This is a genomic window from Microbacterium sp. F01, from assembly GCF_056156365.1.
The window spans coordinates 1,272,778-1,297,187 of sequence record NZ_CM149592.1; the positions used below are offsets into that span (position 1 = coordinate 1,272,778).

The 24,410-nt window shown below is 71.4% G+C and carries 27 protein-coding genes; 13 read left to right on the forward strand and 14 right to left on the reverse strand.

The window, feature by feature from the left end; genetic code table 11:
• The first annotated feature begins 5 nt into the window (after positions 1-5).
• The 5 genes from ACVN90_RS05565 to ACVN90_RS05585 all read left to right on the forward strand — a co-directional run bounded on the left by ACVN90_RS05565 (position 6) and on the right by ACVN90_RS05585 (position 4,591).
• On the forward strand, positions 6-872 hold the full coding sequence (locus ACVN90_RS05565; RefSeq protein WP_475101166.1) for an ADP-dependent NAD(P)H-hydrate dehydratase: 867 nt from the start codon (positions 6-8) through the stop codon (positions 870-872).
• A 35-nt stretch (positions 873-907) separates the two neighbouring features.
• A complete protein-coding gene (locus tag ACVN90_RS05570) occupies positions 908-2,119 on the forward strand; it encodes a glycosyltransferase 87 family protein (RefSeq protein ID WP_475101167.1) in 1,212 nt (403 codons plus the stop codon).
• A gap of 54 nt (positions 2,120-2,173) precedes the next feature.
• Positions 2,174-2,494: a thiamine-binding protein gene (locus ACVN90_RS05575; RefSeq protein ID WP_475101168.1), complete on the forward strand. Its 321-nt coding sequence runs from the start codon at positions 2,174-2,176 to the stop codon at positions 2,492-2,494.
• A 118-nt stretch (positions 2,495-2,612) separates the two neighbouring features.
• Positions 2,613-3,797, forward strand: coding sequence for an MFS transporter (locus ACVN90_RS05580; protein ID WP_475102068.1), 1,185 nt, complete (start codon positions 2,613-2,615; stop codon positions 3,795-3,797).
• Positions 3,798-3,835: 38 nt separating this feature from the next.
• On the forward strand, positions 3,836-4,591 hold the full coding sequence (locus tag ACVN90_RS05585) for an NUDIX hydrolase (RefSeq protein WP_475101169.1): 756 nt from the start codon (positions 3,836-3,838) through the stop codon (positions 4,589-4,591).
• 7 nt (positions 4,592-4,598) lie between these two features.
• On the opposite strand, the gene ACVN90_RS05590 is transcribed toward ACVN90_RS05585, so the two are convergent.
• Both ACVN90_RS05590 and metX read right to left on the reverse strand, forming a co-directional pair.
• On the reverse strand, positions 4,599-6,293 hold the full coding sequence (locus ACVN90_RS05590) for a peroxidase family protein (RefSeq protein WP_475101170.1): 1,695 nt from the start codon (positions 6,291-6,293) through the stop codon (positions 4,599-4,601).
• 71 nt (positions 6,294-6,364) lie between these two features.
• Entirely contained in the window at positions 6,365-7,570 is a 1,206-nt protein-coding gene (metX, locus tag ACVN90_RS05595) for a homoserine O-acetyltransferase MetX (RefSeq protein ID WP_475101171.1), read from the reverse strand.
• A 68-nt stretch (positions 7,571-7,638) separates the two neighbouring features.
• Between metX and ACVN90_RS05600 the strand changes: the two genes are divergently transcribed.
• A complete protein-coding gene (locus tag ACVN90_RS05600; protein WP_475101172.1) occupies positions 7,639-7,887 on the forward strand; it encodes a hypothetical protein in 249 nt (82 codons plus the stop codon).
• Between the two features lie 60 nt (positions 7,888-7,947).
• On the opposite strand, the gene ACVN90_RS05605 is transcribed toward ACVN90_RS05600, so the two are convergent.
• Positions 7,948-9,270, reverse strand: a complete 1,323-nt coding sequence (locus ACVN90_RS05605) for a bifunctional o-acetylhomoserine/o-acetylserine sulfhydrylase (RefSeq protein WP_475101173.1) — start codon at positions 9,268-9,270, stop codon at positions 7,948-7,950.
• A 169-nt stretch (positions 9,271-9,439) separates the two neighbouring features.
• On the opposite strand from ACVN90_RS05605, the gene ACVN90_RS05610 reads away from it, so the two are divergent.
• From ACVN90_RS05610 to ACVN90_RS05625, 4 genes are read left to right on the forward strand one after another with little or no spacing between them, the layout of a single operon-like run.
• On the forward strand, positions 9,440-10,228 hold the full coding sequence (locus tag ACVN90_RS05610) for an SDR family oxidoreductase (protein ID WP_475101174.1): 789 nt from the start codon (positions 9,440-9,442) through the stop codon (positions 10,226-10,228).
• Positions 10,225-11,094 (forward strand): alanyl-tRNA editing protein, encoded by an 870-nt coding sequence (locus ACVN90_RS05615; protein ID WP_475101175.1) that lies wholly within the window; start codon positions 10,225-10,227, stop codon positions 11,092-11,094. Before ACVN90_RS05610 ends, ACVN90_RS05615 begins: the two co-directional genes overlap by 4 nt.
• Position 11,095: 1 nt before the next feature.
• Complete coding sequence (locus tag ACVN90_RS05620) at positions 11,096-11,788, forward strand: uracil-DNA glycosylase (protein WP_475101176.1); 693 nt, start codon at positions 11,096-11,098, stop codon at positions 11,786-11,788.
• A gap of 36 nt (positions 11,789-11,824) precedes the next feature.
• Complete coding sequence (locus tag ACVN90_RS05625; protein ID WP_475101177.1) at positions 11,825-12,436, forward strand: N-acetyltransferase family protein; 612 nt, start codon at positions 11,825-11,827, stop codon at positions 12,434-12,436.
• A 3-nt stretch (positions 12,437-12,439) separates the two neighbouring features.
• Here the strand turns inward: ACVN90_RS05625 and ACVN90_RS05630 are convergent, their stop codons facing one another.
• From ACVN90_RS05630 to ACVN90_RS05665, 8 genes are all read right to left on the reverse strand, one after another.
• Positions 12,440-12,862: a hypothetical protein gene (locus ACVN90_RS05630; protein ID WP_475101178.1), complete on the reverse strand. Its 423-nt coding sequence runs from the start codon at positions 12,860-12,862 to the stop codon at positions 12,440-12,442.
• Positions 12,840-13,910: a M4 family metallopeptidase gene (locus ACVN90_RS05635; RefSeq protein WP_475101179.1), complete on the reverse strand. Its 1,071-nt coding sequence runs from the start codon at positions 13,908-13,910 to the stop codon at positions 12,840-12,842. The genes ACVN90_RS05630 and ACVN90_RS05635 overlap by 23 nt, the downstream gene beginning before the upstream one ends.
• Positions 13,911-14,161: 251 nt before the next feature.
• On the reverse strand, positions 14,162-14,956 hold the full coding sequence (locus tag ACVN90_RS05640; RefSeq protein WP_475101180.1) for an ABC transporter ATP-binding protein: 795 nt from the start codon (positions 14,954-14,956) through the stop codon (positions 14,162-14,164).
• Positions 14,953-15,786 (reverse strand): ATP-binding cassette domain-containing protein, encoded by an 834-nt coding sequence (locus ACVN90_RS05645; protein WP_475101181.1) that lies wholly within the window; start codon positions 15,784-15,786, stop codon positions 14,953-14,955. The genes ACVN90_RS05640 and ACVN90_RS05645 overlap by 4 nt, the downstream gene beginning before the upstream one ends.
• Positions 15,783-16,682, reverse strand: coding sequence for an ABC transporter permease (locus ACVN90_RS05650; protein ID WP_475101182.1), 900 nt, complete (start codon positions 16,680-16,682; stop codon positions 15,783-15,785). The genes ACVN90_RS05645 and ACVN90_RS05650 overlap by 4 nt, the downstream gene beginning before the upstream one ends.
• Positions 16,679-17,629, reverse strand: coding sequence for an ABC transporter permease (locus ACVN90_RS05655; protein ID WP_475101183.1), 951 nt, complete (start codon positions 17,627-17,629; stop codon positions 16,679-16,681). The genes ACVN90_RS05650 and ACVN90_RS05655 overlap by 4 nt, the downstream gene beginning before the upstream one ends.
• Positions 17,626-19,140 carry an ABC transporter substrate-binding protein gene (locus ACVN90_RS05660; protein WP_475101184.1) on the reverse strand — a complete coding sequence of 505 codons (1,515 nt, stop codon included), beginning with the start codon at positions 19,138-19,140 and terminating at the stop codon, positions 17,626-17,628. The genes ACVN90_RS05655 and ACVN90_RS05660 overlap by 4 nt, the downstream gene beginning before the upstream one ends.
• 162 nt (positions 19,141-19,302) lie before the next feature.
• On the reverse strand, positions 19,303-20,259 hold the full coding sequence (locus ACVN90_RS05665) for an alpha/beta fold hydrolase (protein WP_475101185.1): 957 nt from the start codon (positions 20,257-20,259) through the stop codon (positions 19,303-19,305).
• A gap of 67 nt (positions 20,260-20,326) precedes the next feature.
• On the opposite strand from ACVN90_RS05665, the gene ACVN90_RS05670 reads away from it, so the two are divergent.
• From ACVN90_RS05670 to ACVN90_RS05680, 3 genes are all read left to right on the forward strand, one after another.
• Positions 20,327-20,836 (forward strand): carboxymuconolactone decarboxylase family protein, encoded by a 510-nt coding sequence (locus ACVN90_RS05670; RefSeq protein WP_475101186.1) that lies wholly within the window; start codon positions 20,327-20,329, stop codon positions 20,834-20,836.
• Complete coding sequence (locus ACVN90_RS05675) at positions 20,833-21,588, forward strand: tyrosine-protein phosphatase (RefSeq protein WP_475101187.1); 756 nt, start codon at positions 20,833-20,835, stop codon at positions 21,586-21,588. Before ACVN90_RS05670 ends, ACVN90_RS05675 begins: the two co-directional genes overlap by 4 nt.
• A gap of 72 nt (positions 21,589-21,660) precedes the next feature.
• Positions 21,661-22,137, forward strand: coding sequence for an SIP domain-containing protein (locus ACVN90_RS05680; RefSeq protein ID WP_475101188.1), 477 nt, complete (start codon positions 21,661-21,663; stop codon positions 22,135-22,137).
• 33 nt (positions 22,138-22,170) lie between these two features.
• Here the strand turns inward: ACVN90_RS05680 and ACVN90_RS05685 are convergent, their stop codons facing one another.
• The 3 genes from ACVN90_RS05685 to ACVN90_RS05695 all read right to left on the reverse strand — a co-directional run bounded on the left by ACVN90_RS05685 (position 22,171) and on the right by ACVN90_RS05695 (position 24,320).
• Complete coding sequence (locus tag ACVN90_RS05685; protein ID WP_475101189.1) at positions 22,171-22,629, reverse strand: Fe-S oxidoreductase; 459 nt, start codon at positions 22,627-22,629, stop codon at positions 22,171-22,173.
• Positions 22,626-23,462 (reverse strand): arginase family protein, encoded by an 837-nt coding sequence (locus tag ACVN90_RS05690; protein ID WP_475101190.1) that lies wholly within the window; start codon positions 23,460-23,462, stop codon positions 22,626-22,628. Before ACVN90_RS05690 ends, ACVN90_RS05685 begins: the two co-directional genes overlap by 4 nt.
• A gap of 120 nt (positions 23,463-23,582) precedes the next feature.
• Positions 23,583-24,320, reverse strand: a complete 738-nt coding sequence (locus ACVN90_RS05695) for a PspA/IM30 family protein (protein WP_116193962.1) — start codon at positions 24,318-24,320, stop codon at positions 23,583-23,585.
• Positions 24,321-24,410: the final 90 nt, after the last annotated feature.

Genomic DNA, 24,410 nt, shown 5'->3' on the forward strand with positions numbered 1-24,410 from the left:
GCCGCATGGTGAGGACGTGGACGCGCGCCGATGCCGCGCGCGCCCTGCGGAGGCCAACCGCCGCCGACGACAAGTATTCCCGAGGCGTGCTGGGCGTGCGGACGGGCTCCGATGCCTATCCGGGAGCCGCGGTCCTCGGTGTCGAGGCGGCCTGGCGCACCGGCCTCGGCATGGTGCGCTACCTCGGACCCGGCCGTCCGACCGACCTGATCCTGGCACGCAGGCCCGAGACGGTGACGGTCGACGGGCGCGTGCAGGCGTGGGTGATCGGATCGGGAACGGATGCCTCGGCCCGCACGCCGTCCGACACCGCGGCCCTGCGGGCGCTGCTGTCCGACACCGACCCCGTCGTCGTCGACGCGGGCGCCCTCGACCTCGCGGCGGAGGCCACCGCCCCGCGGATCCTCACGCCGCACGACCGCGAGCACGCGCGGCTGCGCTCGGCGCTCGGCCTCGGGCACACACCGTCCGACCGCGTCGCCGCCGCTCGCGAGACAGCCGAGGCCACCGGCGCCGTCGTGCTGCTCAAGGGCGCCGTCACCGTGGTCGTCGCCCCGGACGGGTGGGCGGCAACGGTCGACGCGGGCACGCCCTGGCTCGCCACCGCCGGAACGGGCGACGTGCTCGCCGGCATCATCGGCGCCCTCGTCGCGGGTGCGGTGGCACAGAACGGGCACACGGATGCCGCGTCCCTCGCCGCCCTCGCAGCCGCCGCCGCGTGGCTGCACGGGCGGGCGGGCGCGATCGCCGCCCTCGGTGCGAGCAACGCGGCGCTGCCCAGTGCCCCGGCGTTCGGTGAGGGACCGATCACGGCGCTGGACGTCGCGGACGCGCTGCCGCGCGCCGTCGCCGAGGCGCTCGCGCACTCCTGACGGTCGGCGGTCCGCCGCGTCCTTAGGATGAAGGGGTGTTGCGGCGGACGTGGGTGTGGATCGCGTTCGTCCTCGTCCACGCGGTGGTGATCTGGCTCGGGTTCGTCGACGACCATGCCGGCTCGTGGGACGTCGACCAGCTGTATCGCTGGTGGGCCGGGCTCACGCTCAGCGGTGACATGCTCCCCGGCATCACCGACGACTGGATCTACCCGCCGCTGGCACAGGTGCCGATCGTCCTCGTCGGGGCGCTCCGCGGGGTCGTGGACTACACCCTCGGGTGGGGGCTGCTCGTGACGGCCCTCGACGCCGCTGCCTTCGCCGTGCTCGTCGGGCGGGGGCGTTCGCGCGGCCGCATGATCGCCGCGTGGTTCTGGCTGGCGGCGATCCTGGCGCTCGGCGGCGTGGGCATGTTCCGGCTCGACGGCGTCACCGTGCCCCTGACTGTGGCCGGCTCGCTGTGGCTCGTCGGGCGCCCGTGGCTCGGCTCCGTGCTCCTGGCCGTCGCCACGTGGATCAAGGTGTGGCCGGCGGCACTGCTCGCCGCCGCCGTGATCGCGGTGCGCCGCAGGCTCGCGGTCGTCGGCGCGGCGGCGGCCGTCTCGGCGATCGTCGTGGCGGTCGTCCTGCTCGCCGGCGGCGGCCCGCACCTGCTCGGCTTCGTGGGCGACCAGACCTCGCGCGGCCTGCAGGTCGAGGCGCCGGTGAGCAGCGCGTATCTGCTGCTCGCCCTGGCGGGGGTGCCCGGTGCGCGGATCTTCTACGACCCGGACCTGATCACGTTCCAGGTCACCGGCCCGTCGGTCGACACCGTCATCATGCTGATGACTCCGGTCCTCATGCTCGGGATGCTGGCGATCGCGGCGATCGGCGCCGTCCAGGCCTGGCGAGGCGCGTCCTTCGTCGCGCTGTTCCCGCCGCTGGCGCTGGCGCTGGTGCTCGGCTTCATCGTGCTCAACAAGGTGGGATCGCCGCAGTACATGACGTGGCTGATCGCCCCCGTCGTGGTCGGCCTCGCGATCGATCGGCGCCGATGGGTGCGCCCTGCGGTGCTCACCGTGGTGATCCTCGCCCTCACGCAGTGGCTCTTCCCGTTCGCGTACGACTGGCTTCTGACGCTCTGGCCCGCCGCCGTCTGGCTCCTCGTGCTGCGCAACGTGCTGCTGGTGGCGCTGTTCGTGTGGGTCGTGGTGCGTCTGGCGCGGGTGCCGGTGCGCCAGTCGGCGCGGCTGCGCGTGTCAGAGTAGACGTCGGGGCGCAGCATCCGTCGCCCGTCGTTCCTCACAGAGCCGGAGGTCCCCATGCTCGTCGCCTTCTCCGTCGCCCCCAGCGGCACCGGCCGCGCCGACGGCTCGGTGCACGACGCCGTGGCGGCCGCGGTGCGTGTCGTGCGCGAGAGCGGTCTGCCGCACCGCACCACATCGATGTTCACCGAGATCGAGGGGGAGTGGGACGAGGTCTTCGACGTCGTCAAGCGCGCGACGGACGCCGTCGCACCCTACGGCTCACGGGTCTCGCTCGTGCTCAAGGCCGACATCCGGCCGGGCTTCTCGGGCGAGCTCGACGGCAAGATCGATCGCCTCGAGGCCGCGATCGACCGCCAGGCGGGCGACGCCGACTGACGAGCGCCGCTGTGCTCGTTACGTTCGGCGTCACCACGGCCGAATCGATTCGACACGACCTCCGACCGGCCGCTAGCATGAGCCGGTGACCTCCTCGAATCTCACGAGGGGGGCGGCGATGTGGGCGCTCCTTTCCCTCGCCGTCGGCAGCTTCGGCATCGGCATGACCGAGTTCGTCGTCATGGGCCTGCTGCCGAACATCGGCTCCGACCTGCTTCCGTCCCTCTGGCAGCTCCGCCAGGAGGATGCGATCTACCAGGCCGGCTGGCTCATCTCGCTGTACGCGCTCGGCGTCGTCGTCGGTGCGCCGACGATCGCGGGCGCCGTCGCGAAGTACCCGCGCCACCGCGTGATGATCGGTCTGGCCCTCGCGCTCACGGTCTTCAACACGCTCACGTTCCTCGCCCCGACATTCGAATGGGTCGCGGCATCCCGGTTCCTGGCGGGCCTCCCGCACGGCGCGTACTTCGGCATCGGCGCGCTCGTCGCCGCCGACGTGCTCGGACCGGGCAAGCGGGCGAAGGGCGTCGCGTTCGTGCTGACCGGCCTCACCGTCGCGAATGTCGTCGGCGTGCCGCTCGGCACCTACCTCGGTCAGCAGCTCGGGTGGCGTGCGGCGTTCATGGTCGTGGCGGGCATCTTCGCCGCGGCGACCGTGCTCATCGCGTTCTTCGTGCCGGAGCATCCGGGCGATCCGTCTCGCACGCTGCGCGCCGAGCTCAAGGTGTTCCGCATCGGGCAGGTGTGGCTGGCGCTGGGCGTCGGTGCGATCGGCTTCGGCGGGTTCTTCGCGGTGTACAGCTACGTCGCGCCGCTGGTGACCGAGGTGGCCGGGTCCCCGGAGTGGGCCGTGCCGATCGTGCTCGTGCTCATCGGCCTCGGAATGACCATCGGCAACCTCGTCGGCGGCCACCTCGCCGACGTCGACCTCAAGCGCACGCTGATCGGGGGCCTCGTGGGACTCGCGGCGGTTCTCGCGCTGCTCGCGGTGACCGCCCAGTGGATCTGGGCGCTCGCGTTCTTCGTGTTCGCGGTCGGCTTCGTCGCGTCGGCCCTCAGCCCCACGATCCAGACGCGGCTGATGGATGTCGCGCAGGACAACCAGTCGATCGCCGCGGCGCTGAACCACTCGGCCCTCAACATCGGCAACAGTCTCGGCGCCTTCCTCGGCGGCGTCGTCATCGCCGCCGGCTGGGGCTTCGGGGCACCCGCGTGGGTCGGCGTCGGGCTCGCCCTCGCCGGGCTGGTGCTCGCGTCGGCCAGCCTCCTCCTCGAGCGGCGCCGGGTCGCGGTCGCGGTCTGACGCGCGGCGTCGTCTCGCGCGCTGGATAGAGTGTGCGGATGCCGGATGCGACGCCGACCGACCGTGCACTGCGGGCGCTGAGCGACTCGATCGGCGGCGCGCGGACGCGCCGCCCTGAGGACGCCACGGACCCCGCCGTCCCCGTCGCCGCGACGGTCGTGCTGCTGCGCGACGACGCCGACGGTCTCGAGGTGCTCCTGATCGAGCGGCCGGATCGCGGATCGTTCGCGGGTGCGTGGGTGTTCCCCGGAGGCAAGCTCGAAGACGCCGACCGCGGCGCGGACGCGGAGCCCGAGGAAGCCGTCGCCCGCCGCGCCGGCGCGCGTGAGACGCACGAAGAGACCGGGCTCGCGCTCGACGCCGATGCGCTCGTGACGCTGTCGTGCTGGGACCCGCCGCCCGGCCTCGCGCTGCGCATCCGCACCTGGTTCTTCGTGACTCCGGCGGATGCGGGCGCCCTGACGCTGTCGGCCGACGAGGCCGTCGCCGCCGAGTGGCTGCGTCCCGCCGACGCTCTCGCCCGGCACGGGCGGGGCGGATTCACGCTGTACCCGCCGACCTGGGTGACGCTCCACGGTCTGGCCGAGCACCCCGACACCGAGTCGGTGCTCGGGGCTGCGCGTCTCGGCGGTGTCCAGCGCTTCGAGACGGTCGCCCGCCGCGGTGGCGAAGGCCCACTGCTGCTCTGGCAGGGCGATGAGGAGTGGGACCCGGATGCTGCGGCTGCAGCATCCGGGTCCCGTCATCGCCTCGAGATCGGCGCCCTCCCGTGGCGCTATCAGCGCACGGGCTGACGCGCGTTCAGATTCCGATCACCTTCGCGACGCGGACCAGGTCCGCGAACGTGAACGTGCCGGGCGCCGCTCCCAGCGTCGGCGCGAACGGGACGTTCAGCAGCGACAGGGCGTCGCGCCGCAGCATCCGTGCGAACGTGTCGGCCACGATCTTCGCGCCGAGCGGTCCGAGATGCTCGCCGTTCGCGGCCACCATCGCCTCGCGCAGCACGTAGTACCACAGTGGCGTCTTCTTCAGGAGCAGTCCGCCCTGCTCCTGCAGGACGGCGACCTCGTCCGCCGGAAGGCCGGCCGTCAGGTCGGCGGTCGAGAGCACGGGCACGCCGAGCGCCGCGGCCGTCGCCTGCCCGCTCGGCAGGCCCAGGACGAGTCCGCGGAGCAGGTTGCGCACCGCGAGCACGCCCATCAGCTCGTTCGGGATGCCGTTGCCGTCGAGGTCCTCGAGGGCGCTCGCCAGCACACTGTCGATCTTGCGTGCGCTGTTGAATACGGGCACCGGGATGCCGGTCTCGAAGAACGCGTTGAAGTCGACGACCCAGTTCGAGCGCACCGGCAGGTGCGGTTCGTGGATGAACGCGAAGACGTCCGACATCGGCTTGTTGCGCAGCTCGAAGTTCAGCCAGTACTCGTCGCGAATCACGCTGTGGCCGAAGCGGTACGCGGCGACCGAGAACTCGACGGGCATCGTGAACGGGCTTCCCGGCGGCGGGAAGCCCGGCGCGGCCGCGAGGGCGTCGTCGACGGCGGCCTGTCCGCAGATGCGCGGGAGGAAGTCGTGCACGACCGCCCACTGGTAGTGCAGGGTCGCCTGCCGCTTGGCCTCGACGAAGATGTCACCGGCGAACCCCGACGCGACCAGCGTGTCCACGATCGCGTTGTGGAACCGCAGCATCGTGTGATGCAGCTGCGACACGATCAGGTTCTCGTTGTTGCGCGGGTCGCCGATGATCGCGGTGAGCGCCGAGGTGCGCGGCACGTCGAAGTCGGTGTGCGCGACCATCCCGGCCGCACCGGCCGGCCCGCCCGCGCCGCCGAGGCCGCTCGGAAGGTTGGTGCCCAGCAGCATGCGGAACGCCGAGGCGGGCTCGCCCGGCGCGGGAGCGGCGTAGAGGAATGCGTCCACCGCGGGTCCCCGGCCGTACACGCTGTCGAGATCGAGCAGCGGCGAGCGCATGTTGTTGATGACGTGCGCGTCGACGAGCGTCGGCGAATCCAGCGCCGACGACACGTCGAGGGTGATGTCGTGGTCGACGAACTGCCCGACGTAGGTGTAGCCCGAAGGCGTCGTCGAGTCGGGCGCCGTCTCGCGGCCGCTGTTGCCCATCAGATGCCCGAGCTTCTCGAGCAGCGCGCGGGAGTTCGCGTCCAGCGGGAGCCGGCTCTTCGACCGCACCTTCGGTTTCGTGAGGTAGCCGAACTTGTCGGCGTCCATCGCGAACACCTCGCGCGCGGGGAAGTACCCGAGCGAGAACTTCGCGCCATGGAACCTCCCTCGATCGGGTCTGACCTGTTCGAGCGAGGCCCGGATGTCGACGGGGAGGCGTCCGCGCCCATCGCCGTCGGCGCCGTCGCGGAAGCCGTCCGCGCCGTCGACCGCTGCGCGGGCGTGGTCTCCGTTCAGGCCGAGCTGCTCGCGCAGGAAGGGCTGTGCGACGAACGCGTCTGCGGGCGACTCGGCGCCCGGCTGGGTATCAGTGCTCATGGTTCCCTCCTTGGGACTCTGCCCAGTGAGAGAGCACCGCTCTCGGAACGGTGATACCGCGAGATGTCGGCTCAGGCCTCGAGGAGCCGCCGCAGGTGCGCGCCGACGGCCGTCGTCTCGATGAGGAACCCGTCGTGGCCGAAGTCGCTCGAGAGCACGACGGCGCGGTCGCCGTCGAGAGTGTTGCGGATGCCGCGCGCGATGCGGTGCTGCCCGTCGATGGGGAAGAGCCTGTCGCTGTCGATGCCGAGGACGAGGGCCTTGGCGGTGACGAGGGCGAGGGCGTCCTCGACGCCGCCGCGATCGCGGCCGACGTCGTGCGAGTTCATCGCCTCGACGAGCGTGATGTACGAGTTCGCATCGAAGCGCCGCGTGAACTTGTTGCCGTGGAAGTCGAGGTAGGACTCGACGGCGAATCGTCCGCCGTGCCCGAGCGGGCTCACGCCCGACTGCCACGTGCGCTGGAAGCGCTGGTTGAGCTCGGTGGGGGAGCGGTAGTTGAGCAGGGCCATGCGGCGCGCGAGCGCGAGCCCGCGGTTGGGGCCGTCGCCGTCGCCGGCGTCGTAGTACTCGCCGCCCTGGAACCGCGGGTCGATGCGGATCGCTTCGAGCTGCACCGAGTTTAGGGCGATCTGGTCGGCGGTGTTGACCGGCGGCGCCGAGAGGACGGCGACCCGCTCCACGCGCTCGGGGCGCGAGATCGCCCATTCGAGAGCGTGCATGCCACCCATCGATCCGCCCACGACGGCCGCCCAGACGTCGATGCCGAGCGCGTCGGCCAGGCGCACCTGCGCGGCGACCTGGTCGCGGATGGTGAGGTACGGGAAACGTGAGGCCCACTCGTAGCCGTCGGGCCCGATCGACGCCGGACCCGTCGACCCCTGGCAGCCGCCGAGCATGTTCGGCGCCACGACGAACCAGCGGTCGGTGTCGATCGGCGCGCCGGGTCCGACGATGTCGTCCCACCAGCCCGATGTCGGGTGGCCCGCCCCGGCCGGCCCGCGCACGTGGCTGTCTCCGGTCAGTGCGTGCGGCACGAGCACGGCGTTGTCGCGGGCGGAGTTGAGCTCGCCCCAGGTCTCGTACGCGAGGCGGTAGGCGGGCAGCTCGCGGCCGCCCTCGGTGCGGAACGCCCCGAACGCCGCGAAGTGGCGCTCGCCCAGCGGGTCGCCGTCGCGCCATGCGCCGGTCGCCGGAGGGCGGCCGAGCAGCAGGCGGGCGTCAGCCTCCGTCACGGGCGCGCTCGGCACCGTGTCTTCGGAGGTCTGCCAGTCCATCCGTCCATTCTCGCCTGCGCATGCCTGCTGACGCCGTCTGTTACACCGCACATGGCAGAATGCGCGGCATGTCCACCGCTGAGCCCTTCATGCCCGCCCACGAGCCCCGCCCGGCGATGCCGCCGCAGGAGCACGACCTCGATCACGATACCGACGTCATCTTCGACGAGGCCGATGGCGCAGAGGACGCGGGCGAGCCCTGGCACACCGACGATGCCGCGCCGACGCTCCCGCGCCCCGTGCCGGGGGCGCAGCTCACCGCCGAGGAACTCGCGGCCGACTTCGAGGCGGACGAGCCCGACACCGACCAGGAATGACGGATGCCGTGTACCCGCGCAGTGCGCGGGTACACGGCATCCATGTCCCGAGGAGGGGGATCAGGCGCGAGCGGCCTCCGACACCCGGCGGGCCGCCGCGAGCGCCTGCTCGAGGTCGGCCTTGAGGTCGTCGATGTTCTCGAGGCCCACCGAGAGACGCACGAGACCCGGCGTGACACCGGTCGTGAGCTGCTGCTCAGGGGTGAGCTGCGAGTGCGTGGTCGACGCGGGGTGGATGACGAGCGAGCGCACGTCGCCGATGTTGGCGAGGTGGCTGAAGAGCGTCAGCGAATTGACGAACTCGCGGCCTGCCTCGACGCCGCCCTTGAGCTCGAACGACAGCACCGCGCCGACGCCCTTCGGGGCGTAGGAGTTCGCAGCCGCGTACCACGGCGAGGTCGGCAGACCCGAGTAGTTGACCGAGGCGACGTCGGAGTGGTTCTCGAGCCACTCGGCGATCTCCTGCGCGTTCTGCACGTGGCGCTCGACGCGCAGCGACAGCGTCTCGATGCCCTGGATGAGCAGCCACGCGCTGTTCGGCGAGATGGCCGAGCCGAGGTCGCGCAGCAGCTGCACGCGCGCCTTGATGATGTAGGCGAGGCCGTCGCCGACCGCGGCCGTGTACGAGGCGCCGTGGTACGAGGGGTCCGGGACGGTGAGGCCCGGGAACTTGTCGACGTTCTTCGACCACTCGAACGTGCCGCCGTCGACGATCACGCCGCCGATGGTCGTGCCGTGGCCGCCGAGGAACTTCGTCGCCGAGTGGACGACGATGTCGGCGCCGTGCTCGAACGGCTTGATGAGGTACGGGGTCGCGATCGTGTTGTCGACGATGAGCGGCACGCCGTTCTCGTGGGCGACGTCGGCGACGCCGCGGATGTCGAGCACGTTGATCTTCGGGTTTCCGATGGTCTCGGCGAAGAACAGCTTCGTGTTCGGGCGCACCGCGCGGCGCCACTCCTCCAGGTCGTCCTGGTTCTCGACGAACGTCGTCTCGATGCCGAGCTTGGCGAGCGTGTACTTGAAGAGGTTGTAGGTGCCGCCGTAGATCGAGCTCGACGACACGATGTGGTCGCCCGCCTCGGCGATGTTGAGCACCGCGAACGTCGCCGCGGCCTGACCGGACGCGAGCAGCAGGGCGCCGGTGCCCCCCTCGAGCGCGGCGAGGCGCTCCTCGACGACGGCCTGCGTCGGGTTCTGGATGCGGGTGTAGATGTTGCCGAACTCGGCGAGAGCGAAGAGGTTCGCCGCGTGGTCGGCGTTGTCGAAGACGTACGACGTGGTCTGGTAGATCGGCGTGGCGCGAGCCTTGGTCACCGGGTCGGGCTGAGCCCCCGAGTGGATCTGCTTGGTCTCGAAACGCCAGTTCTCGGCTGCGGACATGGCCTGCTCCTGCGGGATCGGGTGCCGGGAGCGTGCCCCCCAGCCGGATTCGAGAGTACGGAGAAGCGGGTGTTGTCAACAACGTGGGGGAAATGTGACGTAACGCGCTTCGGCGCCGGATTGGCGGTCGAGGAGTGCCGCCGGGCGGGACGTGGGTAGCGTTGTGGGTATGGCGAACAGACGTGCAGTGGTGACGGGGGCGAGCTCGGGGATCGGCGAGGCGGCGGTGCGCGCGCTCCGCGCGAGCGGATGGGACGTCGTCGGGGTTGCGCGGCGCGCCGATCGCCTCGCCGCGCTCGAGGCCGAGACCGGCGCGGTCGCGTTCGCCGCGGACCTGACGACGGATGCCGACGTCGCGGCGCTCGCCAACTTCCTGGCCGATTCCGGCCCGGTCCATGCTCTGGTCCACGTCGCGGGCGGCGCACGCGGCACCGATCGCGTCGAGGACGGCCGCGTCGAGGACTGGCAGTGGATGTTCGACGTCAACGTCCTGTCTGCACAGCGGCTGGTCTCGGCGCTGCTGCCGCAGCTGCGCCGGGCCGCCGCATCCGACGGTCACGCCGACACCCTCTTCGTCACCTCGACCGCCGCGCAGTCCGCGTATGCCGGAGGCGCGGGCTACAACGCCGCCAAAGCGGGCGAGGCGATGATCGCGCATGCTCTGCGCCTCGAGCTCAACGGCGAGCCGATCCGCGTGATCGAGGTCGCACCGGGCATGGTGCACACGCCCGAGTTCACCCTCAACCGTCTCGGCGGCGACAGCGCGGCGGCCGAGCGGGTGTACGACGGCGTCGAGAACCCGCTCACGGCCGACGACGTCGCCGACGTCATCGCGTACGCGCTCAACGCGCCCGGGCACGTCAACCTCGACCTCATCACGATGCGCCCGGTCGCGCAGTCGGCGCAGTTCCTCCTCGCGCGCGGCCCGCTGCGCCCGCGCGGCACGGAGGAGCTGTGACCCTCACCGACGGGACCGTCGTCAGCTACCCGTCCGGTGCCGTCTCCTCCCATGGCACCGCCGTCCACGTGGCCGATGCCGGCGACGGGAGGACGGCCGTCGTGCTCAACGAGACCGCCTTCCACCCCGTCGACACCGCGTGGCCCGACCAGCCCGCCGACCGCGGCACACTGCGGGTCGGCGACGCCGAACTCGCGGTGGTCGACGCCGTCGTCGGCGCGACGCAGGGCGACGGCCTGCTGTTGGGCCCCGATGTCCCGGTGCGCACCGGCAGCGAGGGGTGGACCTTCGTCGTCGCGCACCTCGTCGACGCCGGCGCCCCGGTTGCCGCGGGCGACACGGTGGAGGTGACGGTGGATGCTGCGTACCGCGCCGCTCTGTCGGCCGGTCACACCGCGTGCCACCTGGCCTCGCTCGCCCTCGACGCGGCACTGGCCGGTGCCTGGCGCAAAGACGCGCCGACCGACGCGCTCGGCGCTCCGGCGTTCGACGCGCTCGCGATCCAGGAGTCGCGCATCCTGCCGGACGCCTCGCGCGATGTGTACCGCATCGGCAAGTCGCTCCGGCGCAAGGGATTCGACCCCGACGCTCTCGACGACCTCGATGGTCTCGCGGCCCGAGTGGACGCGCAGCTCGTCGAGTGGATCGCCTCCGGCGGATCCGTGCGCGTCGAGCGCGACGGCGACGCGCTCGCCGACCGCCGTGCGTGGGTGTGCGAGCTGCCGGGCGCCGAGGCGCGGATCCCGTGCGGCGGCACGCACGTCGCCTCGCTCGCCGATCTCGCCGCGGCCACGGTGGCTTTCGAGGCGACCGCGGTGGACGGCGGGCTCGAGCTCGTCATGACGACGACGGTGGAACGTGCCTGACATGGCGATGACGCTGCCCGAGCTGGCCGACGCGGGACTCATCGACCCCGGGTGGTCGACGGAGCTTGCCCCGGTGGCCCCCGACATCGCGGCGCTGGGCGAGCGGCTCCGCGCCGAGGTCGCCGCCGGCCGCCACTATCTTCCGGCCGGCGACCGTGTGCTGCGCGCGTTCCAGCGCCCGCTGCCCGATGTCAAGGTGCTCATCGTCGGGCAGGACCCGTACCCCACGCCGGGGCATCCGATCGGGCTGTCGTTCGCGGTCGACGCGCACGTGCGGCCGCTGCCGCGCAGCCTCGGCAACATCTACCAGGAGCTCGAATCCGACCTCGGCATCCCGCGCGCTCCCCACGGAGACCTGTCGGCGTGGAGCGACCAGGGCGTCATGCTGCTCAACCGCGTGCTCACTGTCGCGCCGGGAGCGCCGGCATCCCATCGCGGCTGGGGCTGGGAGAAGGTGACCGAGCACGCCATCCGCACGCTCGTCGCGCGCGACCGTCCGCTCGTGGCGATCCTCTGGGGGCGGGATGCCGCGAACCTGCGCCCGCTTCTGGGCACCACGCCGATCATCGAATCGCCGCATCCGTCGCCGCTGTCGGCGAGTCGCGGGTTCTTCGGCTCGCGGCCGTTCTCCCGGGCCAACGAGCTGCTCGCCCAGCAGGGCGCCGACCCCGTCGACTGGCGGCTGCCCGTATAGGGCCCCCGGTCGATCGCAGACATCGAGGAGGAGCTCATGCTCGAAGAGGAATACGAGAAGGACCGCCGCAAGCTGCCGCGTCACCTGCAGCGGCAGCCCGAGCCTGAGCGCCCGTTCTCGTTCACGATCCGTCCCGTCGAGGACGAGGACATCCCCGACATCCGCGAGATCTACAACTACTACGTCACCAACTCGGTCGTGACCTTCGATGAGGACATCTGGTCGGTCGCCCAGTGGCGCAAGAAGCGGGACGGGCTCGCGAAGCAGGGGCTGCCCTTCCTCGTGGCCGAGTCACCGTCGGGGCAGATCCTCGGGTACGCCCTCGTGCAGCCCATGTCGAGCAAGTCCGCGTACCGGTTCTCGGTCGAGAACTCGATCTACCTCGGCCAGGCCGCGACCGGGAAGGGGCTCGGCCGGGCACTGCTCGAAGCGCTCATCGAGGCGTGCGAGGCCGCGGGCATCCGCCAGATGGTCGCGGTGATCAGCGACAAGGGCGCCGAAGGCTCCGTCGCCCTGCACGAGAAGCTGGGATTCGTTGAGGTCGGCCGTATGGGCCGGGTGGGCTTCAAGTTCGGCCGCTGGCTCGGCACGATCTACATGCAGAAGGCCCTCAAGCCTGCGAAGAAGAAGGGCCTCTTCGCGCGCTGACCCTCAGCGGCCGGGCCGGCCGGGGCCGGAGCTCTGGCGGCTCCAGTCGCGGACGGCATCGACCAGCTCGCGCCAGGCGCCCACCACCTCATCGTCGGGCAGTTCGGCCTCGCGCGCGTCCGCGCCCGACCATGTCGCGCGGATGAACCACACGAAGCCGTCGGGCATCGGATCGCTGCGTCGCGCCGCCGGGCGCGGCGCAGCGGCGGCGGGATCATCGTCGGCCAGCTCACCCGTGGTGCTGGGCGCCTCGCTCCACGGGCAGCGGTCGATGAGCGTGATCCACTCGGGGGCCTCCGCGTCGGGCGGCTGCGCCGACCAGCGCCGCGTGATGCCGGCGATGCCGCCGCTGCGCGCGACATCGACCTCGACCGCCGGCGGCGCGGCGGACGATGCGGTCGGGTCAGGACTCGGGTTCGCGGTCATCCGGGATCACGCCGACGCCCGTCCACCCGATGCGGACGGCGTCGACCTCCTCCGACTCCTCACCGTACTCCGCGGCCGCTGCGGCGAGGGTGGCGCGGGCGAACATGGTGAAGTCCGCGGTGGAGGGGAGGGTCCCCGATGTGAGTGCGCGGTACCAGATGAGCCCGGCGCGCTCCCACGCCCGGCCCCCGAGGGCCTTCGCCGTGAGGTAGAACGCGTGATTGGGGATGCCCGAGTTGATGTGCACGCCGCCGTTGTCGTCGCGGGTCTCGACATAGTCGCGCATGTGCGCCGGCTGCGGGTCCTTGCCGAGCACGTCGTCGTCGTACGCGGTGCCGGGCGCCTTGAGAGACCGCAGGGCGACGCCCTCCACGGCATCCGTGAAGATCCCTTCGCCGATGAGCCACGTCGCCTCGTCGACCGTCTGCCCCTCGCGGTGCTGCTCGGCGAGGGCGCCGAAGACATCGGCGATCGATTCGTTGATCGCGCCGGACTGACCCCGGTACACGAGGCCGCCCTCGTCCTCGATCACACCGTGGGCGAGTTCGTGGGCGATGACGCTGAGCGATCGCGTGAAGCCGCGGAACACCTCGTCGTCACCGTCGCCGAACACCATGCGCTCGCCGTTCCAGAACGCGTTGTCGTAGTCGCGGCCGTAGTGCACGGTCGCCAGCAGCGAGCTGCCCGAGCCGTCGATGCTGTCGCGAGCGTACGCGTCCCACCAGAAGTCGTACGTCGCGCCGAGGCCGTCGTACGCCTCGTCGACGGACGCGTCTCCGGTCGCGGGGGCGTCCTCCCCGCGCACCCGGGTGCCCGGGAGCACTTCGCGGTGCTTCGCATCCGAGATCTCCCGATCGGGCGCGGGCGTCGCCTCGGCGACGAGCGTGCCCGGCTCCTGGATCGACAGGCGCAGGCGCGAGCGCACCGGACGATAGTCCCGCGGCGCGGCGAGGGTGCGGTGCGCAGCATCGGCCGCCCGAGCCCAGTTCTCCTCCTGCACGGCGGCGATGCGGGCGAGCAGGTACGGGGGGACGATTCCGGGGCTCATGCTCCGAACCTATCCGCGCCCGCCGACGTCGCCGATCCTCGCCCCGGCGAGTCAGCGCCCGGCTCGCCCCCTCTCATCCGTCACTCTTGGCGAGTCGCCAAAGGACGGTGGCTCCGCTCGCCTTACTTGGCGAGTCGCCGGATGGTGGCCGCCCGCGTCTGATGGCGAGTCGCCAAGTCGCGCGGCAGTCAGGTCGTCTTGTGGCGAGTCGCCAGAGCCGGCGGGAAGGAGGAATTCGGCCGGCTCCGCGACTACCTGCCGTTCTCGATCACGGGAATCGACGCGAGCAGCCGCCGTGTGTACGCGACCTGGGGCTGCAGAAGCACCTTCTCGGTCGGGCCCTCCTCGACGATGCGCCCGTCCTTCATGACGACGACCTCGTCGCACAGGTTCTGGACGACGCCGATGTCGTGCGACACCAGCAGGAGCGTCAGCCCGTCGCGCACTCGCAGTTCGCCGAGCAGCTCGAGGATCTGCGCGCGGACCGTGACGTCGAGTGCCGACAGCGGTTCGTCGCCGACGAGCAGGCGCGGGCGGTGCACGATCGCGCGGGCGAGGGCGATGCGCTGCCGCTGACCGCCCGAGAACTCGTGCGGGAAGCGGTCGGCCATGCCGGCCTCGAGCCCGACGTCCTCCAGCACCTCGCGCACACGTGCACGACGGTCGCCCCCGATCCCGAGCGCCCACAGCGGCTCGCCGACGATGCGGCCGACGCTCATGCGTGGATCGAGCGACGCGTAGGGGTCCTGGAACACGATCCCCGTCTGCCGGCGCAGCCAGTGCAGCGACCGCGCCGAGGCGCTCGCGTCGACCGGCTGCCCGTCGAACTCCACGGTGCCCGCGGACGGCGTGTCGAGCGCCAGCAGCAGGCGGACGAGCGTCGACTTGCCGGAGCCCGACTCGCCGATGAGACCGACCGCCGATCGCTCGCGCACGTCGATGTCGGCGTCCTCGAGTCCCGTCGCGAACGCCTGCTTCTCGAACAGGTGCGTCTTCGGGGTGGGGTAGCGGCGCGTCAGCCCTCGGCCGCGGATCAGCACTGTCATCGCGCAGGCCCCTCTGGGGCTTCGCCCCAGACCCCCGGCGCGGAACCGCGACCCTCCGGCCGCCACAGCGTCGCTGTCGCGTCGCGCAGCAGCTCCTGGGTGACGACGGATGCCGGAGCCGAGAGCAGCTGCGACACGGGTGCCTCCTCCACCACGCGTCCGTGCTCGAGCACCACTGCGTGCGTGGCGATCTGCGACAGCACCGCGAGGTCGTGCGTGATGAAGACGAGGGACATGCCGTCGTCGCGCGTGAGCGACAGCAGGAGCTCCAGGATCTCGGCCTGGATGGTCACATCCAGTGCGGTGGTCGGCTCGTCGGCGATCAGCAGCCGCGGCCGGCACGCGAGCGCCATCGCGATCGCGACCCGCTGGCGCTGACCGCCCGACAACTGGTGGGGGTAGCGCGCCACGATGCGCTCCGGGTCGGGGAGGGCGACACGGGATGCCTCGGCGACGGCGCGGGCGGCAGCATCCCGTTTCGACAGCCCCTCGTGGATGCGGATCGACTCGGCGATCTGACGACCGACGGTGCGGATCGGGTTGAGCGCGGTGCGCGGCTCCTGGAACACGATTCCGATCTCGTCGCCGCGGAGCTCCGCGAGCTCGCGGTCGGGAAGCCCCAGGATCTCGCGGCCGTTCCACCGCACGCTGCCCGATGCCGTCGCGCCGTCAGGCAGGAGGCCGAGGATCGCCAGCGCCGTCAGCGACTTGCCCGAACCCGACTCGCCGATGAGACCGACGCGGGCGCCGTCGGGCACCGAGAACCAGATGCCATCGACGACCCGGCGGCCGCCGATGTCGACGGTGAGGTCCTGCACCTCGAGACTCACGAGACCACCTCCGGGATGTGAAGTCGCGCGCGACGGGTCGCGAAGGGGCTCCGCGAGAGCGTCGGGTCGGTCGCCTCGCGCAGGCCGTCGCCCAGCAGGTTGAGGCCGAGAACGGTGATCGTGATCGCGAGGCCCGGCCACACCACCGACAGCGGGTGCACGGCGATGAACTGCTGCAGCTGTGCGAGGAGCAGGCCCCACGACGGCTCGGTCACCGGTGCGCCGAACCCGAGGTACGACAAGCCCGCTTCGGCGAGCACCGCGACCGCCATGCCCCACGACAGCTGCACGATGAACACCGGCGCGACGTTGGGGAGGAGGTGGCGCCAGAGGTTCTGCGCCGGCGTGAGGCCGGACGCGCGTCCGGCGAGCACGAAGTCGCTGTGCAGCACGCGGCGGAGCTCCGGCCGCGTGACCCGGGCGATGTTCACGCCGAACCCGATGCCGACCGCCCAGATCACGACCCAGAGCGACCCGCCCCACACCGCCGAGATCATCATCGCGATGATCAGCACCGGGAACGCGATGAGGATGTCGATGAACACCGCCATCGACTCGCGCACCCAGCGTGCAGTGAGAGCGCCGAGCGCCGCGAGCGAGATGCCGATCACGGTCGCGACGATCCCGGCGCCGACCGCGACGAACACTGTGGTTCGAGCGCCGGCCATCAGCAGACTCAGGATGTCGCGGCCCGAACCGTCGGTGCCGAGCAGGTGCGGCCAGCCCGGCAGCGCCCAGCGGTTCGCGATGTCGACTCTCTGCGGGTCGAACGGCGTCCAGAACCGCGCGACGATCGCCGTGAGCACGACGACGGCGACGACGATGAGCCCGAAGCGCCCGGTCGAGAGCGCCCAGAGGCGCCCGAGCCATGCCCACCGCGATCGGCGTGCGCTCATGACGCCTCCCGCTGTCGGGGGTCGATGACACGATGCACGAGGTCGACGACGAAGCCGACGACGAGCACGAATCCGGTGAGGGCGAGGAGCTCGCCCTGCACCTTCGGCAGGTCGCGCGCGGCGACGTCGGCCACGAGCATGCGGCCGATGCCGGGGAGGGAGAACAGCTGCTCGATGACGACGGCGCCCACGATGATGCCGGCCACCTGCAGACCGAGCACCGTGATCACCGAGAGCCCGACGACGGGGAGGCCGTGGCGGATGAGCGCCTGATCGCGGGTGAGGCCCTTCGCGGCTGCGGTGCGCACGTAGTCCTGCCCGACGGCCTGCAGCGTCGCACTGCGTACGAACCGCAGCAGCATGGCGCCCTCGACGATGCCGATCGTGAGGGCGGGGAGGATGAGCGACCGCAGTGCCGCCCACGGGTCGCTCCACCCCGACCGCGGGAAGCCCTGCGCGGGCAGCCACCCGAGCCACACCGCGAAGACGACGACGAGCATCATGCCCGCCCACACCACCGGCACCGCGGCGAGGGTCTGCGCGCCCACACTGAGTCCCGTGCCCGAGGCGCGCCCGCGCCGCATGGCCGAGAGCACGCCGAGCGGCACGCTGATCACGACGGCGATGAGGAGGGACAGGATGCCGAGGGGCACGGTCACCTCCGCCTTCTGGGCGAGCTCGTCCACGACGCTCGTGCCCGTCAGGAGGGACGTGCCGAGGTCGCCACGGAACAGCCCGCCGATCCACGTGAGGTACTGCTCCGGGAGCGGGCGGTCCAGTCCCAGCCGCTCCCGGATGGCGTCCTGCTGCTCGGGGGTGGATCCCACGCCCGCGATGAGGTGGGCGATGTCACCCGGCAGCACCCGGAGGGTGACGAAAATCAGCACGCTGGCGACGAGGAGCCCGACGAGGAGCAGGGCGAATCGGGTCAGCGTGTACCGGATCACCCGTTGCTCTTGGTGATCTCGGCGATGTTCAGGCGCTCGTTCACGTTGATCGAGGGCATGCCGGCGATGTTCGTGCCGACGGCGACGACGGAGGCGCCGTTGTAGAGCCAGTCTGCGCCGGCGTCCTCGGAGACGATGCGGGCCGCCTGCTTCAGCAGATCCGCGGCTTCGGACTCGTCCGTGGCCGCGAGCGACTGGGCGTACAGCTCCTGCACCTCGGGGTTGTCGTACGTGAAGTAGTAGTCGGGGTTCGCCCAGTTCTCGAAGTCACGGGCCTCGGTGTGCAGCACGAAACTCAGGTCGTAGTCCTGGTTCGTGTAGACGTCGGTGAGCCACGTGGTGAAGTCGACGGAGTCCACGTCCAGCGTGATGCCGACCTCGTCGAGGTCCGACACGAGGATCTGCGGGATCGTCGTCGAGTAGAAGCTCGGGATCGTCAGCGTGAGCTCGAGGTCGTCCTCGAAGCCGGCCTCCTTGAGGAGTTCTCGGGCGGCCTCCGGGTCGTGCGGCGCGACGTCCGACAGGTCCTCGTAGCCCGGGTCGAGTTCGGGGATCGGCCCGTACTGCGTCTGCCCCGACGCGAGCGCCTCGATGATGGCGTCGTGGTCGATCGCCTCGCGGATCGCCTGGCGCACCCGCTTGTCGGCGAGCGGACCGGAGGTCTGGTTGAACGCGAGCGTGCCCTTGTCGGTGGACTGCCCCAGCACGAGCGCGAAGTCGCCGTTCGCCTCCACCTGTTCCTTGAGGTTGGCGTCGAACCCCGTCAGCACGTCGACCTCGCCCGCGAGCGCCGCATTGAGCGCGGCCTGGTTGTCGGGGATGTACTCGAACACGACCTCGGCGGCGCCGGACGCCTCGCCCCAGTAGGCGTCGTTGCGCGCGAACGTGATGCTGTCGCCCTCGCGCCACTCCTCCAGCACGAAGGGTCCGGTGCCGTTGGCCGCGGTCTTGTAGTCGACGGTGTCGCCCTCTTTGAGGACGATGCCGGCGCGGCCGGTGAGATTCCACAGCAGGCTCGAGTCGGGCTGGCTGAGCGTCAGCGTGATGTCCTGCCCCTCCGCGGCGATCGACGTGACGTTCGCCAGTCGCGCCGAGTCGCGCCACGCCGGGGTGTCGCGCCGTGTGGTGAGCGACCAGACGACGTCCTGGGGAGTCAGCGCCTGGCCGTCGTGGAACGTGACGTCCTCGCGGAGCGTGAAAGTGTACGTGAGGCCGTCGGGCGAGACGGTCCAGTCGCTCGCGAGTGCCGGGACGATGTCCTGCTCGGGTGTGCGCGCGACGAGGCCCTGGTAGATGTTGTCGACGAGGATCTGGTCCAGCGCGGATCCCGCGGTCTCGCGGATGTCGAGGTTGCCGGGCTCGAGCACCAGCCGGACCGCGACCGACGCGTCGGGGTCGGGCTCGCCGGGCGACGTGGGCGCGGTGGCGCCGCTCCCACCGCTGCAGGCGGTGAGGACGAGCAGACCGGCGGCCAGCAGCGACGCTGCGGCGAGGGCGGTGCGACGGAGCATGAAGGTCCTTTCGGGGACGGTCCCGTGTGCTGTGCGAGCTTCGGCTGCCAGGGGGTGAGAGCCGGTGTGCCTCTCAGCCTAGGGATATCGCCGAGGCGTGCGGCAACCCGGTACCCGGAACGCAACAGAAGCGTTAATGCTTCCCGACCGGCGCCGCCGCGGTCAGCCGGCGGAGGCCATCCCGCGCAGGCGCGCCCCCAGTTCCCGCGGAATCTCCTCCTGCACGTTGTGCCCCGCCGGGACGACGGCGACGGATGCTGCGGGCACGCGTCGTGCGAACTCGGCGGCGTCTTCGTCCGTGACGTAGCCGCGCTCGCCGCGCAGGAGCGTCGTCGGGGCGGCCACGGCCGCGAGATCCTCCCAGCCGGACTCGCCGAGCACCGCGGCGACGGCGTCCTGCTGCGCGGCCGCGCTCGCCGCAGCCTCGGGCGAGGCCGATGCCGCGTTCGCCAGACGCGCGAAGTGGTGCTTCCACTCGACGCGGCCGTCGGGGCGGATGCGGGAGTTGAAGAAGACGCCGCGCTCGGCCTTGCGTCGCGTGCCGCCGCCGAGTCCGAAGGCGAGCGCACGGTCGACGAGCTCGTCGCGCGACGCCCAATCGATCGGGCCGGCGAAGAAGTCGCGGATCTGCTTCGCCCCGGCGTTCGGGTCGAGGCCCGGCGTGATGTCGATGACGACGAGCTCGCGCACGAGGTCCGGTCGGGAGGTCGCCACGGCCGCGGCCGTCAGTCCGCCGAGCGACTGTCCGACGAGCAGCTGCGGGGCGTCCGTCCACGCGTCGATGCCCGCCGCGACGTCGGGTGCGAGCGCGCGTGCGACGTAGGCGGCGTCGTCGCGCCACGACGAGTCGCCGTGGCCGGGAAGGTCGATCGCGAGCGCCGGAAGCCCGAGCGCGAGGATCGTGGTGTCCCACGTGTGGGCGTTGAGGCCCGCGCCGTGGAGGAACGTCACCACGGGCGCGGCGTCGGGGGAGTCCGCCGGAGAGTAACGCAGCGCGCTCAGGGTGCGTCCATCGGCGAGTGACAGCGACAGCCTCTCGCCGCGGGGGACAGGAGCCTCGATGCCGGCCTCGTCGGCCTGCTCGGGGAGGAACGAGAACTCGTCGATGGGGTCGCTCACCCGCTCATCATGCCTCACCCCGGCGACGCCCGGCCCCGCGCGAGCGCGCCCTGGGTAGTCTGGCGTCATGACGGCAGAACACCGCGTGCACCTCTCGCGAGCGGCGCGACCCGCCTATCAGGCGCTCTCGGCCTTCTCGAAGACCGTGGGCGGCATCGCCGCCGAGAACGGTATCGACGACCGGCTCAAGGAACTCGTGCAGATCCATGCCTCGCAGCTCAACGGCTGCGCGTACTGCGTGCGGGTGCACGTCGAGCGGGCGCTCGCCGCCGGCATCACCGCCGACGACATCGCGCAGCTGCCGGTGTGGCGCGAGTCCGGCGTCTTCTCCGACCGGGAGCGCGCCGGCCTCGAGCTCGCCGAGTCGTACGTCTACATCCACGAGGACGGAATACCCGACGACGTCTACAACCGCATCGGCGGGGTGCTGAGCGAGAAGGAGTACGTCGCCCTCAGCTGGATCCTGGTGTCGATCAACGCGTTCAACCGGATCGCCATCGCGGGCCGGTACAGCACGCCTCCCCGCGACGACCTCGTCGGCGAAGACAAGGACGCCGCCGCGGGCGCCGCCTGGTGACCATCCCCACACCTCCTCTCGATCCGGCACCGGTCGATCCTGTCGTACCGGGGGCCGTCAACCTGCGCGACGTCGGCGGGCTCCGCGCGGGCGACGCGTCGACGCGTTACGGCGTGCTGTACCGCTCGGGCAACCTCGCCCGGCTCGATGCCGCCGGCACGCAGGCCCTCGCGGACCTCCACCTCCGGCGCATCATCGACCTCCGTGCCGACGACGAGGTCGCGCGCGAGCCGAGCCGCATCGCGGGGCTCGACGTCGTGACGCAGCGGGTGCCGCTCTTCCTCGGGTCGGTCGAGTCGTTCTTCCGCGACGACATCAGCCTCGACGAGATGTACCGCCGGCTCGTCGACGACTCGTGCGAGGGAGTCGCGGCGGTCGTCCGCGGCATCCTCGCCGACCAGCCGGTGCTGGTGCACTGCACCGTCGGCAAGGACCGCACAGGAGTGACGATCGCGCTCACCCTCGCCGCGGCCGGTGTCGACGCCGACGCCGTGGTCGCCGACTATGCGCGCACCGAGGGCCTGCTCCCGCCGCAGCGCAATCGCAAGATCGTCGAGATGTTGCGCGCGATGCACCCCGGCGCCGTTCACCTCGAGGATCTCGCCACGCGGTCCCCGGCGCCCGTCATGCGCGCCCTGCTCGACGACGTCGCCCGGCGGTACGGGTCGGCCGAGGAATACCTGCGCGCGCACGGCCTGGCGGACGACGAGATCGCCGAATTGCGCCGCGTCCTGCTGCGGCGCGACGCGTAGGGACGCGGCATCCGTTTCATAATCGGAAATGAGGTAAGGCAACCCTTCATCAGCGGTTATAGTGGAGGGGTCATGGTCCAGAACATCCAGCCTCAGAGCGCCGCGCACAACGCGTCGGCGTGCCGTGCGTCGCGTCACACGCGCGTCCAGCACCTGATCACGGCCGACGAAACGTCGCTGGCCGAGCTCGAGGCCGTGCTCGCGACCCTGCCGATCTGCTCGACGGGCCGGGTCTTCATCGAGATCCCGGACGCCTCGTGGCTGGCCGAGATCACCGCGCCGAGCCGTATGAGCGTCACGTGGCTCGACCGCTCGCAGCGCTCGGGTGCCCCCGGCACCGGCCGTGGCTGCGCGTCGGGCGAGGCGCTGACGCGCGCCGTGACCGCGTGGGCCGACGAGATGCTGTGCACCGAGGGCGACGAGACCCGCATCCACCTGCTGGGCGGCTATCTCGGCACGGCCGACATCGTCGACCACCTGGTCGAGCTCGGCATCCGCACGGATGCGATCCACACCCCCGCGCAGTACGGCCTGACACCCGCGCGCTGACGCGGCGGTGGCCCTGGGTCTGGGCCCGTGCGATCAGGCCGCGCCGCGCGGCACGTAGTTGCCGTCCTCCAGGCCCGCCTCGATCTCGAACCGGTTGCGCAGCGGATTGCGACCGGCCAGCAGATAGAGCACGGGCATGAGCAGCCCGTAGCGCTGCCACTGGCGCTTGTGCACCGCCTCGTGCCGCAGAAGAGCGTCGGTGATGCGTCCGTCGCCGGTGAGGAAGCATCCGCCCACGCACGACCCGCCGCGCGGGAACGTCCAGCGCGGCATCCCGCGGAACACCCACAGACCTTCACGCCTCTCGACGCGGCCGGTGCTCCAGAGCGTTCCCCAGACCCATCCGACGGTACAGCCGTACCAGTACCCCGCGCGGCTGATCGGCGAGTCGAGCAGGAACGACGGGATCGCGGCGTCGATGCGGCGCCCCCGGATCACGGCGCGCTCGGCGGCGGCGCGCCACCCCGCGGGCGGGGTGGGGATGGGACTCACGCGAGCGCCCCGATCACGCGCAGGATCGCGCCGAGATCGTCGGTGGCCGCTGCGAGCGATGCGGGGGAGTAGCCGGCCAGGGATGCCCCGACCAAGGGCACGCGCTCGCGCAGGCGCGCGACCGCGACGGTCAGCTCGGCCACGGTGACACCGAACGGCTCGGGGTGCGCGTTGCCGGCGATCTCGGCCGGGTCGAGCGCGTCGATGTCGATGTGGATGTACACCGCGTCCGCGCCGGTTGCGAGCACCGCCTCGGCGAGGGCGTCGGCTTCGCGCAGCGCCTCCACGGTCAGGGCCGCGATGCCGAGCTCGGACACCAGCTCGAGTTCCGGATCGTCGAACGAGCGTGCCCCGCCGACGACGACGCGCTCGGCGGCGATCGTGCCCGCGGGCAGCGCCAGACCAGGGTCGCCGTCGCCGATCACGGCGCGCAGCGCCATGCCCGCGAACGCGCCCGACGGCGACGAGTCCGGTGAGTTGAGGTCGGGGTGAGCGTCGATCCAGACGACTGCGAGCCCGGGGGAGCGGCGCGCGGCATGTGCGATCGGTGCGAGTGCGACGCCGCAGTCGCCGCCGATCGTGAGCACCGGCTCGTCGGGCGCCGCGGCGTCGTGTGCGTCAAGTGCCTGTGCGACCAGGCCGTTCACGCGCTGCAACGCGCTCAGACGGTGGATGCCGGTGCCGAGCGACTCGCCCGCCTCCATGGGAACGTCGAGCACGGTGGTGGACGCCCGGGGAAGGTCTCCCGCGATCGCCTGGGCGCCGTCGATGAGCTGCATCGCGCGGGAGGACGGGCTTCCCTGCCACTGCGGGACCACGAGGTAACGCGTCATCTCTTCATCTTCGCGCAGACCGAGGGCCGCGGCATCCGTCCCGCTCGTCGTTCGCTGGAGGCAGACGCGAGGGGCGCCGGATCCGTGAGGACCCGGCGCCCCGAGACGCGAGCGGTGGGCTCAGTTCTCGATCGCGGCCTGCACCGGAGCGCCGGACTTCAGCGCGGCGAGACGGGCCTCGACCTCGGTCAGCTCGCCCACGTCCTCGAGGGCGTTGAACTGCGCGTCGAGTGTCGACGCGGCCAGCTCCTGCTTGCCGGCGGCGAGAGCCTCCTGGCGGCGGACCTTGTCTTCGAAGCGGCCGAGCTCGCTCGTCGGGTCGAGCACGTCGATCGACTTGACGGCGTCGTGGACCTTGTTCTGGGCTTCGGCGGTCTTGGCGCGGGCGAGAAGCTCGGAGCGCTTGGCCTTCAGCTGCTCCAGCTTCTGCTTCATGCCATTGAGGCCCTCCTTGAGCTTGTCGACGACCTCGTTCTGCGTGGCGATGGTCGGCGCGATCGCCTTGGCCTCGTTCTCCTCGCTGATCTGACGCTGCAGCGCGATCTTGGCGAGGTTGTCGAACTTGTCGGCGTCTGTGGTGTTGCCGACGCCGCGCAGCTCGTCGGCCTTGCGGCTGGCGGCGAGCGCCTTGTTGCCCCACTCAGCGGCCGCCTGCACGTCCTCCTGGTGGTCGCGCTCGAGCAGGCGCAGGTTGCCGATCGTCTCGGCGATGGCCGACTCGGCGTCGGCGATCGAGTTCGTGTAGTCGCGCACGAGCTGGTCGAGCATCTTCTGCGGGTCCTCGGCAGAGTCGAGGAGCGCGTTGATGTTCGCCTTCATGAGGGTCGAGATGCGACCGAAGATGGACTGCTTCGCCATCGGATTTCCTTCCTATCGGACTTCAGTTCTGGGTCGATGAGTCTGGTCTGGAGACGGATGCCGCGGCCGGCGTTGCGCGGACGGCTCCGC